Consider the following 11,638-nt stretch of genomic DNA (forward strand, 5'->3'; position numbering starts at 1 on the left):
GAGGAGGCTCGGCGCTCGCCCGCGGAAAGCGAGCGGAATGCTTCGGAAAACAACAGTAGAGTCACAGTGCCAAATGAAAAAAGCGAGGTATTCAACGATATAATCGTTGAATACCTCGCAATGTGAGAAGATATAGACTTTTTCAGTGCACTCAGCCTAGGTCTTGGCATTTTTTATTATCCATGTTCATCCTCTTGCGTTGTATAGTCAATGGAATTAGCTATATCAACTAAAACTTCAGGTGTCACTTTATTTGAAACCCTTTTATCAATCCACAGCATGTATTGCCAATCTTCTCTTTTAAAAGCAAGAACATTAAAACCTGATATTTCCATATAAATGGAAGTCGTTCCGTTTTTCAACTTGAATGTCTTTACTATATTTTCTTTTTTAGACGGGAACTTAAACTCAATAGGTCGAACCGTTATTTTATAATAATGCTCAGGAAGCTGATGATTAATAAATGTCGCTTCAAAAAAATCATTCATATCATCATCAAGATCATTAAATCGACCAAAATGATGTGTAAAACTAATAGGAGGTACTCGAAGTGGTAGCTTTAGCCCTTGATGAAAGTGCCTTTCAAAATCGGAGGCAGCTGCTTCAACCGTTTTATAGCCTATCTCTGGATATATTTCTTCATAAGAACTGCGCGAATCATTGATATAGGCATCACTTGGTTGAGAAAATAATAAAAAACAGGAACTTAAGCAGAGAGAAAAAATTCTGTCCATTTTATCACCTCAGTATCACTTTACGTGTAGTTTTTCCCAACTCAATGAAATTATGTGTCAAGTTGTATTCTGTTATTTATTCATTATTCCTACGTATTTACGCGCGATATAGATAAAGAAAAAAGCAATTGTTCGCGTTAATAAGTTCGAACAATTGCCTTTTTAGTCTAAAAGAGTATATGTGCAACTAATGCTGCGATTGGTAGAGAAATAATCGTACGTATTAAGAAAATAACAACTAGATCAAAAAATTTAAGTGGAATTTTTGTCCCTAAAATAAGTCCACCAACTTCAGACATATAAATAAGCTGTGTTACAGAAACGACAGCAATTACAAATCGTGTAGTGTCAGCTTCAATCCCTGCTCCTAAAATTGAAGGTAGGAACATATCAGCAAAGCCAACAACCATCGTTTGCGCTGCCTCAGCTGCTTCCGGTAAACCAAGCACTGTTAAAATAGGTTCAAACGGCTTTCCTAAAAATGCAAAAACATTAGTGAATTCAGCAAGCATTAAAGCAACCGTACCAAATGCCATAACAACCGGTGCTACACCAACCCATAAATCCAAAACATTTCTAATGCCATCTTTCAAAAATTGACGTGGGTCACGATTTGCATGCGCAACAGTTAAAGCATTTTCTAAGCCATGTGACACAGAATTATAACCTTCTGGTAATTCCTCACGCGATAAATCTACTGGTGTTCCGTCGATATAAGTATCTTCCTTATTAGCCAGCGGGAAAATTCGTGGCATTACTACCGCTAACACAAGACCACAAAGAACTACTGTTAAGTAATATGGAATAAAATAGCGTGACAAATCCACTGTATCTAATACTACGATACAGAATGTGATAGATACTACCGAGAAGCTCGTTGCAATAATGGCAGACTCTTTTTTCGTGTAGTTCCCCATTTCATATTGCTTACTCGTCATCAGAACACCAATTGTTCCATCCCCAACCCACGATGTAAGTGCATCAACCGATGAGCGACCAGGGCTTTTAAAGAGAGGACGCATAATTTTTACCATCATCGTTCCGAAAAATTCAAGCAAGCCGAAGTTTGTTAAAAACGGTAATAGTAGGCCTGCAAATAAGAAAATCGTAAATAAAAATGTTACTAAACCACTGTCAGGGTCCATTAATAATCCACCAGTATTTTCATTATTAATCGCCGATGGTCCAAAATCAAAGACAACCATTGAGGCAAATACTAAACCAATGACTCTTATAATTGTCCAAAACCAATTGACATAAAATAATGTATCTAAAATACTAGGCTCTTTTGAATTATTTCGCGGAATAAATTTGGCAATGAGTGAACCAATTGCCGAAATCGCAAAAATAAATATAGTAAAATAACTAATAACCGGAGCAATAAAACCTGCTAGTAACTTTGCTAAAATAGCAATTGGAACTTTCCATCCATCTTCCGTTAAGACTGGTGTCATAAATAACAGGACACCAATAAGAGACGGAATTATGAAGAAAAAGTATGTAGAAGTAGGATATTTTTTCATCATTTAAAGCCTCATTTCTCTAGGTTTTCGAAGTTCTATATATCAAGCTTGTTAGTTATGGACTGATCAAATTTTACCTCGGCATAATTCCCGTCCGGAATCGGCTTTATGCTTGCACAAACCGAACTCCTTTGTGATTCCGTGACATCCGCCAAGAAATGTATATCTGGACTTTAATCAGTAGGAATTTTTTTATTCCTCACTGAAATATTAGTCTTTACCGATTAGGCATTTACGAGCCGTTAATCTCCCACTCTTTTTACTTTAGGCGAGAGCAATGTTACCTGATGCTTCTTTTTAGTACAGATAAATTACTGTTCGTTAATGCGCGGATAAAATAAAAAACATCCCTCTAAAAAGTAATAAAGGAATGCCCAAACATACTTTTTTATAATTAACATCCGCAATGCAAAATTTCTATTCATTAAGTCATAGCTATAAAATATCATAAACCAACAATACATCGGTTAATTCTACAACAAAATGCATTTTTATTCAATCCATAAAAATTTGTTATTGTGATAATTTTCTTCTAATTATCCACACTTCTTCTTCGTATCATTACCTTTCAACAATGCTCAATTTTACATTGTTTAAAAGAAGCCATTTGCACATTTGCGTCCGGACACTTTAAGTTCTCTCAGCGGGTGTCCAAACATCCTCTGAGGGTGAAACTCTCCATTAATCTATTGCCTAAGAGATTTAACCAGCCCTTAATAGGCATACAAATAGACCATACTGTCTTTCATCTCATATGTTAATTATGAACCACAACTTATCAAAACAGGAGGTTTTACCATGCATAGACGTATGCATCATCATCATCACCATGCAGGTCCACATTGTTGTCCACCACAGCATTGTCCAACTCAATTTGAACCACCACACTTTTGTCTACCAGAGGAATTTGTTCGCACTAATTACATCCATACGGTCGTACCTCATGTACAACCAGCACATATTACAACAGTTAACAAACATATAATTGATCATCAATATCATTTCCCTTGCACTGAATGTGTAGTGGAAGAATGTTGCGAAACTCATACACTTTGCGAGATGCCACCTGATCCTTGTCATATGCCACATCATCATATGGGACACCATCATATGGGACACCATCACATGGACCATCATCATATGTGCCATCATATGGGTCATCATATGGGTCATCATCATATGGGCTATTAAAAAATATGCGATGGGGTTAGAAATACCTCATCGCTTCATTTTTTTATAGCATACTGCTTACCTACTTCTATCTTTACTATTGATCATAAGAAAAACCGAGCACCTTTACTAGGTACTCGGTTACTATTTTTAGTACATTTTTAAATATTGATCGCGTTCCCATTGGTGTACGGTTGTACGATACATGTCAAACTCGATTTCTTTTGCCTCTTTAAAGTTTGCATAGATATGCTCACCTAAAGCTGCTTGCGCTACTTCATCTTGAGCAAGTAATACTAAAGCATCGTCCAGTGCTGCTGGTAAGTTTGCGATACCATTCGCTTTACGCTCTTCATCAGACATCACGTAAATGTTACGGTTAATAGCTGCTGGAGGTGTTAAGCTACGGCGAATACCTTCAAGACCAGCTTCTAAAATAACAGCCATCGCTAAATATGGATTAGCAGATGGGTCCACAGAACGCACTTCTACACGAGTTGAAAGACCGCGTGCTGATGGGATACGGATAAGTGGTGAACGATTTTGAGCTGACCATGCTACGTAACATGGCGCTTCATAACCCGGTACAAGACGTTTATAAGAGTTAACTGTAGGGTTTGTCACTGCTGTGAAGCCTTGAACGTGAGCAAGGACACCTGCCATGAATTGCATCGCCGTTTCAGAAAGACCTAGTTCAGTAGATTCATCGTAGAATGCATTCTCTTTGCCTTTAAATAATGAAACGTTGAAGTGCATACCAGAGCCTGCTTCACCGAATAATGGTTTTGGCATAAATGTAGCATGTAAACCGTGTTTACGAGCAATTGTTTTAACAACTAATTTAAACGTTTGGATATTGTCACAAGCTGTAATTGCATCTGCATATTTAAAGTCAATTTCATGTTGTCCTGGAGCTACCTCATGGTGAGATGCTTCAATTTCGAAGCCCATTTCTTCTAGCTCTAATACGATATCACGACGGCAGTTTTCGCCAAGATCAGTTGGTGCTAAGTCGAAGTAACCACCGTGGTCATTTACTTCTAGTGTCGGTTCACCTTTTGCATCTAATTTAAATAAGAAGAATTCTGGCTCAGGCCCTAAATTGAAGCTTGTGAAGCCCATGTCTTCCATTTTCTTAAGGATACGTTTTAAGTTGTTTCGTGGGTCACCAGCAAACGGCTCGCCTTTAGCAGTGAATACATCACAGATGAAACGTGCTACTTTCCCTTTTTCAGAAGTCCAAGGGAACACTACGAAAGTATCCAAATCAGGATATAAATACATATCTGATTCTTCGATACGTACGAAGCCTTCAATAGATGAGCCATCAAACATCATTTTGTTTTCTAGAGCTTTGTCTAATTGGCTTACAGGAATCTCAACATTTTTGATTGTGCCAAGAATATCTGTAAATTGTAGACGAATAAAGCTTACGTTTTTTTCTTCGATTAGACGTTTAATGTCCTCTTTTGTGTATTTACCCACAGTTTTCCACACTCCTATAAAATGTCTAGCTTTTTTATCATTACCCTACCCTATTAATAAAGTAATTAACGATGTTGCTTTTTATTAATAGAATCGAGATAAATCCCCACGACGGATGGATGATTTTTGCATGCGCTGCGCTTGAAGCATTTCCTCACGCATGATGCGACGCAATTCTGAGTCACTTAAATTTTGTTCATCTGTTGAAACAGGTTCATTCTTTTTAGCGAACAGCTTTTTAATTTTTGCCATGTTCATACCCTGTTCCAAGTAATCTTTTATTTCTAGCAATACATCGACGTCATTTAATGAAAACATTCGACGGTTACCTTCTGTTCGGTGCGGCTCAATTAAATGGTGTTCTTCATAATAACGAATCTGACGTGCCGACAGCTCGGTCAATTGCATTACGATATTCATAGATAATAACGGCATAGTTCGTCTAATTTCACGACTCATTTAAGTCCCCTCCAATACCTGCTAATAATATAACGAAAAAATTACACTGTCAACCACTCATGTAAGGTTTCCTGACATGTGTTAAAATATTTTTTTCGAAATGACAATAATTATAAAAAATGAAGATTATTATCCTAACGTGGAGATTGATTTCCGTTCCGACTTGGTGCTTCCCCCGGGGCGCCCGATGTCTTAATACATTTCTACGTCTTTTCATCTATAAATAAAAAACTATTCAAAATAGAAATTTTGAATAGTTTTTTATTTACCTATTTTTGGATTTTTTGAACAGCACTACAAATTGCAAATTTTACGTGTTCGTATGTTAACCCACCTTGAATAAATGCTGTAAATGGCGGACGAATAGGACCGTCTGCTGTAAGCTCAATACTAGAACCTTGAATGAATGTTCCAGCTGCCATGATGACATCATCCTCATAGCCAGGCATATAAGCGGGCTCAGGTGCATAGTGCGCATTAACTGGTGAATTCGCTTGAATTTCACGGCAAAAGGCAATCATTTGTTCTGCAGTTTGGAAAGAAACCGATTGAATTAAATCTGTACGATTAGCATCATAGCTGGGTGATGTAATCATACCAATTTCTCCTAGCATAGCAGCCGTGAAAATCGCACCTTTTAAAGCTTGAGATACAACATGTGGTGCAAGGAAAAATCCTTGATAGAAATCACCAAGCGTATTTAATGTTGCTCCTGCTTCAGCACCTATACCTGGTGATGTCATACGATAAGCACATTTTTCTACTAAATCTGCACGGCCAGCAATGTAACCACCAATTTTCGCTAAGCCACCGCCAGGATTTTTAATGAGTGAGCCTGCTATTAAATCAGCCCCAACCTCTGTCGGTTCCTGTGCCTCAACAAATTCACCGTAGCAATTATCAACGAAAATAACTGCATCCGGTGCTAATTCACGGATTTTTGCACACATGTCTGTAATTTGCGAAATGGTAAAGGATGGGCGTGTTGCATAGCCCTTCGAACGTTGGATAGCAATCATTTTTGTGTTTGGTGTAATTGCAGCTGCAACACCTTCCCAATCGATCGCTTGATTATCGATTAAATCCACATGGCTATAACCGATTTTATAATCTTTTAACGAGCCAGTATCTTTATCGCCACCATCCACTATTGATTGCAATGTATCATAAGGCTGACCCGAAATATAAAGTAATTCATCACCCGGACGTAGTACTCCGAATAAGCTAAGTGTAATTGCATGTGTACCAGAAATAATTTGCGGACGTACAATGGCAGCCTCCGCTCCAAAGACCTCTGCATAAACTCGTTCTAGATTGTCACGCCCCTCATCATCATAGCCATAACCATTAGACGGGTGCAGATGATAGTCACTTACTTGATGCTTTCGGAACGCGGCAAGCACTTTTTGTTGATTGAAGAACGCCATGTCTTCTACCTTTGCATGAAAAGGGCGTACCTTTTCTTCTATTTTAGCAGCTAATGCTAGTGTTTCTTCTGATAAATTGGTTGTAAAAGTCATACTGTTCTTCTCCATTTCACATTTGTTCAAATCTTATCTTAACAATTTGTGAGCTTGCCTGCAAAGCTTGCTAATTTCATTAGGCACTAAGATCAGGACTCGGCATAATTGCGTGACATCCAACGAAGGCTTTCATTTCTTTTTAGCGATGCTTTTGCGACAGGCACAGGGTGCTTGGATACCTTGAAGTAACTTAAATCCGCATTTATCTCATCCACCTATAGTGCTGGGATATTTCTGTAACTGCCGTTTCACTTACGTTACACAAAACATTTGCTGAAAAGAAGTTGAATTACGAACTTAAAGTTTTAATTCTGCTATAATAAAATATTTAGTATCTGATAATTCCAAATCATAAGTCGATGCTTTTTTTGCGAAAACTTGTAGATACAGTAACTAATCTACAACAACATAAAATGATTTATTCACATAAGGGGTGAAAGGGTTGGCTTGGGAGGTTTTTAGTATCATTGGCACAATTGCCTTCGCAATTTCCGGGGCAATAATTGCAATGGAGGAAGAATACGATTTATTCGGTGTATATATACTCGGTATCGTAACTGCTTTTGGTGGTGGAGCTATACGAAACTTACTTATAGGTTTACCTGTAACAACACTGTGGGGGCAGGATAGAATGTTCCAAATTGCCATTGCAGCTATTACGCTCTTTTTTTTATTTCCACATCGACTCATTCAGCATTGGCATCGTTGGGGTAATGTCACTGATGCTATTGGATTATCGGCATTTGCGATTCAAGGTGCCCTTTATGCTGTGAAGCTCGACATGCCTATCAGTGCAGTTATTGTAGCTGCTGTCTTAACAGGGTCAGGTGGTGGAATTATTCGCGATTTATTAGCTAGACGACAACCATTAGTCCTCCGCGAAGAAATCTATGGTGTTTGGGCAGCATTAGCCGGGCTTATCATAGGACTTCAACTATTTTCAGGGGATATCTTTTTATATGTATTATTTGGTGTGATCACAGTACTAAGAATACTTTCATATATGAAGAAATGGCGTTTACCGTTACGGAAGTTGAATCGAGCATAGTTATACTGTTGCATAATAAAAGCCCAAATCTGAGATTTGGGCTTGAATTTTTAAATTCATTTTTTCTTAGCGGTTCTATCCACGACTTCGGCTGCTCTATCCACGATTTTGACGGTTCTATCCATCACTTTGGCTGTTCTATCCACGACTTCGTTTATCACACACCGTGATCCGCGTAATAAAGTTACTTTTTCAACAGCAACATTGCTTCTTCTAAAGTAGCCATATTTTTCATCATAGAGCACGCTGCGTCCAAAATGGGAAAGGCTAAAGCTGCACCAGAGCCCTCCCCCAATCGCATATTCATCTGTAACATCGGTTCAACTCCTAGCATGTCAGCGGCAATTTTTGCACCTGGTTCTTCAGAGGCATGCGAAGGAATGATATAGTCTTTTACGTTAGGTTCAAGTTCATAAGCGATAAGGGCAGCGATGGTAGAAATGAAACCATCAATAACAACAGGTTTACGATGTGCAGCGGCAGCAAGTATCACCCCAGCCATAGCACCTATTTCTAATCCACCAACTTTTGCAAGAATATCTATAGCATCATCACGATTTGGTTCATTTAATGCAATAGCATCATAAATGACTTGTACTTTATGCGCTATCCCCCCTGGTCCAACACCTGCACCAAAGCCTGTCACTTCATTCGGATGACATTCACAAAGAACCGATAATATGGCAGCACTCGGTGTTGTATTACCAATACCCATTTCACCTGTCCCGAGTACATTTATCCCATTTTTTATTTCTTCCGTAGCTACTTCAATTCCTACTTCAACAGATTGAATGGCTTCTTCCCTTGACATAGCAGGGCCCTTTGCCATATTGTCCGTGCCATATTTAATTTTTTTTACGATAACACCAGCATCAAGAGGAATATCTTCTTTTACGCCAACGTCAACTGTAACAATTTTTGCATCTGTGATTTTTGCGATAGCACAGACACCAGTTCCGCCTCTAGGAAAATTTAATGTTTGAAAGACTGTCACATTTTGTGGATTAGATGTTACCCCTTCATCACAAACACCATGATCTGCTGCACAGACAATAATTGCTTTATTATCAATCGCAGGAAATAGTTCGCCTGTAATTCCGGATAGCTGCACAGCAAGGGCCTCCAGTTTCCCCAAGCTTCTAGGTGGCTTGCAAAGTGCATCTATGCGTTCCCGTGCCTTCTCCATCATTTTGTAGTCAGCACTTTGAATGTTGTGAATCGTCTGTTGTAATAATTGCATTGAAAATTTCCCCTTCCTTTTTTGCCCTTGTAACTTGAAGAATGATTTAGAGAAAAAATAAAAAGCCTGTAGTTTATTCCATAACAAATAAACTACAGACTTTTCCATCGTCTATATAACCGAAGCAGATAGGCAGGTCTCCTGGCTCAATTTCAACATTTCATAGAACCTTCCCAGAACGATGCTAGTGGCATTCTCTATGAAACTCCCTTTTACAGTGGTGGGACCGCTAAAGCTTTTCACTTTATTCCCTATTCTCCCGCAATGGGCACCTAATGCTTTTATGCAATTACTTTAAATCTACGTCAAAGTAGTTTTTGTGTCAATATATTAGTGGAATCGCATATTTCTTGCCAACTTTTCTTAGTCTGACTTTCCAAGTGACTCAAGAATCAGCCGGGACAAGAAAGCGAATATTATATCTCATATTCACGTAATCGATCTATTGTGTAAGGTTTTATTTAAACAACTTTTTTTCATATCTCTCGAAAATCTTTAATAATTGACAAATATATAATAGTTAAGTAATATTAACTTAACCAAAACCTTTAAAATGAATTAGGGATGATACATCTGTGCATGACTATTTAATAATTACAGACAAAATTAATCAAAAATTCGAACAATTCAAGTTGTTAGTTTTACAAGAAACCAAAGAGGTTGAGGAACTAGCGAACTTTCACTTAACGCCTCAACAAGAAATTATTATGTCTTATATCATTCACCATGAGCCGGTCATTGCGAAAGATATCGCAAATCATTTTGATATTTCCAAAAGTGCAGTTAGCCAAGTAATTTCAAAGCTCGAAGAAATGAAAATGATATATCGTCAAGAGAATTCAATCAACCGTAGAGAGACCTTTATTTATCTTGGGGAAAAGGGCAAAGAGTTTCATCAGCTTCTAAAAAAAATTGACGACATTCTTGTAGAAAAATATTATTCGAAAGTAAGCTTAAAAGAGTTAAAAAATGTTCTTGATACATTAAGTAAGATTGTCGAGTCTAAAAAAGACAATGAGCGTTAAAATATAATCTCCTTTATAGTAGGTGGACAAGCAATCGCCTCTCACCTACCAAAAGGAGTTTTTCTTTTTGGATGTCCTAAACTAAGGAGATACAACTGTTTAGTTAACCAAACTTAACTATTTATTATTCTCATCCGTTAAATCACTTTTTATATTAGTTTTATAATAGTAAAACTTATCTTCCTTTTTCTCTTTATTAAGCAATACATCAGGATCTGCACCTTTCACATAGTGATCAAAGAAAGCCAATATATAGCGATTCATTACTTGATGAAATTGATTTACGTCAATATTCCATGACAATAAAGGAGATAGGAAGGGGAAATCTGTAAACGTATAATGATCTCCTGCGATAAAAGTAAGCATAAAAGTGTCTCCCTTTATTCCCTCTTTATAGTGAAAATCAGCAAGCTCTGTAATTTTATTATGATACTTTTGAAATTCCTCCGAGGTGATATTCGTATATTGAATTTCTTCATCGGATATATAGAGATAGTCTTCATTTAAAATAAACATAAAAGGTTGTTCAAAACCTGAGCTGGCCACCGGTTCATGTAAAGGTCCATCTATGTTGATTCCTGCAGAAATCCGACTATCATCCAACAATGCTTGAGCAGCTGTCGAACCTCCATATGAATGACCAAATATGCCGATTCTGTCCATGTCCATCTTTCCAGTAAATAAACCCCGAGGATCCTTATCATTTATCATTGATAATTGATCTAGCGCATAGCTCATATCTTTTGATCGTGTTTTAACATCTTTTTCGTCTTCAATATTAAATGAATAAGAATATGCGTCTGTTTGGTTCAAGATTTCCCGACCATCTGGGAACTTCGTATAGGCTGCATCATTTATATGGTCAACGCTGACACCAAAGTATCCATGACTTGCTAATTCCTCCATTTGGGAGTAACTTTGCATTCTAGTACTGCCAAAGCCGTGAGAAAATAATAGAACCGGATATTTATCTTCTTGATTGGATACTGCTATATCTTTTATGCTGTTAGTTTGTCCATACTTCAAATACTCAAATAAAAAACGTGGAACAGAAAAAATGAATTCCATCGTCCCCGACCATTCTTCGTAAGGAAAGGATTCATAATGACTATCCTGTGCACCATCTTTTACCTCTACCGGATACCATATTTGTATCATTAATTCATGAGCTTTTTGTTCCGAGTCATGTCTGGATTCGTCTATCAAATACCTTGAGTTCATACCTACTTCAAAAGAACCTAAAGGCTTTGGAAGATGAAATACAGGCATGATCGTGACTAAACCGAAGCTGCTGAACGAATAAATGAAAATAAACAAAATATATAAAAGCTTTAAAATGTACCCTTTGTAAAGGACATTTAAAAAAAGGTTAGGCATCTTTTTGAAGCTGCTGTCTGTATTTTGCAGGCGGCAGCTTTTTTAAATTCCATT

General features: G+C 37.5%; 10 protein-coding genes and 1 riboswitch. Of the genes, 3 read left to right on the forward strand and 7 right to left on the reverse strand.

What is annotated here, in order from left to right; translation table 11 throughout:
- Window positions 1-176 precede the first annotated feature (176 nt).
- A complete protein-coding gene (locus tag PVA17_RS23170) occupies window positions 177-734 on the reverse strand; it encodes a hypothetical protein (RefSeq protein WP_248718275.1) in 558 nt (185 codons plus the stop codon).
- 167 nt (window positions 735-901) lie between these two features.
- Window positions 902-2,257: a YjiH family protein gene (locus PVA17_RS23175; protein ID WP_132357860.1), complete on the reverse strand. Its 1,356-nt coding sequence runs from the start codon at window positions 2,255-2,257 to the stop codon at window positions 902-904.
- A 798-nt stretch (window positions 2,258-3,055) separates the two neighbouring features.
- Here PVA17_RS23175 and PVA17_RS23180 point away from each other — a divergent pair.
- Window positions 3,056-3,448 carry a CotD family spore coat protein gene (locus tag PVA17_RS23180; protein WP_274069121.1) on the forward strand — a complete coding sequence of 131 codons (393 nt, stop codon included), beginning with the start codon at window positions 3,056-3,058 and terminating at the stop codon, window positions 3,446-3,448.
- Between the two features lie 129 nt (window positions 3,449-3,577).
- Here the strand turns inward: PVA17_RS23180 and glnA are convergent, their stop codons facing one another.
- The 3 genes from glnA to PVA17_RS23195 form a co-directional block, all read right to left on the reverse strand.
- A complete protein-coding gene (gene glnA / locus PVA17_RS23185) occupies window positions 3,578-4,912 on the reverse strand; it encodes a type I glutamate--ammonia ligase (protein ID WP_132357302.1) in 1,335 nt (444 codons plus the stop codon).
- A gap of 84 nt (window positions 4,913-4,996) precedes the next feature.
- Window positions 4,997-5,371 carry a MerR family transcriptional regulator gene (locus PVA17_RS23190; protein ID WP_132357303.1) on the reverse strand — a complete coding sequence of 125 codons (375 nt, stop codon included), beginning with the start codon at window positions 5,369-5,371 and terminating at the stop codon, window positions 4,997-4,999.
- A gap of 269 nt (window positions 5,372-5,640) precedes the next feature.
- Entirely contained in the window at window positions 5,641-6,891 is a 1,251-nt protein-coding gene (locus PVA17_RS23195; RefSeq protein WP_274069122.1) for a methionine gamma-lyase family protein, read from the reverse strand.
- A 445-nt stretch (window positions 6,892-7,336) separates the two neighbouring features.
- Here PVA17_RS23195 and PVA17_RS23200 point away from each other — a divergent pair, with 445 nt between their 5' ends.
- Entirely contained in the window at window positions 7,337-7,942 is a 606-nt protein-coding gene (locus PVA17_RS23200; RefSeq protein ID WP_274069123.1) for a trimeric intracellular cation channel family protein, read from the forward strand.
- A gap of 184 nt (window positions 7,943-8,126) precedes the next feature.
- On the opposite strand, the gene cobT is transcribed toward PVA17_RS23200, so the two are convergent.
- On the reverse strand, window positions 8,127-9,182 hold the full coding sequence (cobT, locus tag PVA17_RS23205) for a nicotinate-nucleotide--dimethylbenzimidazole phosphoribosyltransferase (protein ID WP_132357306.1): 1,056 nt from the start codon (window positions 9,180-9,182) through the stop codon (window positions 8,127-8,129).
- Between the two features lie 114 nt (window positions 9,183-9,296).
- Window positions 9,297-9,473, reverse strand: a riboswitch (cobalamin riboswitch).
- A 284-nt stretch (window positions 9,474-9,757) separates the two neighbouring features.
- Between cobT and PVA17_RS23210 the strand changes: the two genes are divergently transcribed.
- Window positions 9,758-10,207, forward strand: a complete 450-nt coding sequence (locus tag PVA17_RS23210) for a MarR family winged helix-turn-helix transcriptional regulator (protein WP_274069124.1) — start codon at window positions 9,758-9,760, stop codon at window positions 10,205-10,207.
- A 117-nt stretch (window positions 10,208-10,324) separates the two neighbouring features.
- Here the strand turns inward: PVA17_RS23210 and PVA17_RS23215 are convergent, their stop codons facing one another.
- Window positions 10,325-11,584 (reverse strand): alpha/beta hydrolase family protein, encoded by a 1,260-nt coding sequence (locus tag PVA17_RS23215; RefSeq protein WP_274069125.1) that lies wholly within the window; start codon window positions 11,582-11,584, stop codon window positions 10,325-10,327.
- Between the last annotated feature and the right edge of the window lie 54 nt (window positions 11,585-11,638).

It is taken from the genome of Lysinibacillus sp. CNPSo 3705, assembly GCF_028674935.1.
In the GTDB taxonomy this organism is placed as follows: domain Bacteria; phylum Bacillota; class Bacilli; order Bacillales_A; family Planococcaceae; genus Lysinibacillus.

Bases quoted from the DNA above. Each gene is read 5' to 3' on its own strand.
- PVA17_RS23175 (WP_132357860.1), bottom strand. From the start codon at position 2,257: ATGAAAAAATATCCTACTTCTACATACTTTTTCTTCATAATTCCGTCT.
- cobT (WP_132357306.1), bottom strand. From the start codon at position 9,182: ATGCAATTATTACAACAGACGATTCACAACATTCAAAGTGCTGACTAC.
- PVA17_RS23190 (WP_132357303.1), bottom strand. From the start codon at position 5,371: ATGAGTCGTGAAATTAGACGAACTATGCCGTTATTATCTATGAATATC.
- PVA17_RS23180 (WP_274069121.1), top strand. From the start codon at position 3,056: ATGCATAGACGTATGCATCATCATCATCACCATGCAGGTCCACATTGT.
- PVA17_RS23215 (WP_274069125.1), bottom strand. From the start codon at position 11,584: ATGCCTAACCTTTTTTTAAATGTCCTTTACAAAGGGTACATTTTAAAG.
- PVA17_RS23170 (WP_248718275.1), bottom strand. From the start codon at position 734: ATGGACAGAATTTTTTCTCTCTGCTTAAGTTCCTGTTTTTTATTATTT.
- PVA17_RS23195 (WP_274069122.1), bottom strand. From the start codon at position 6,891: ATGACTTTTACAACCAATTTATCAGAAGAAACACTAGCATTAGCTGCT.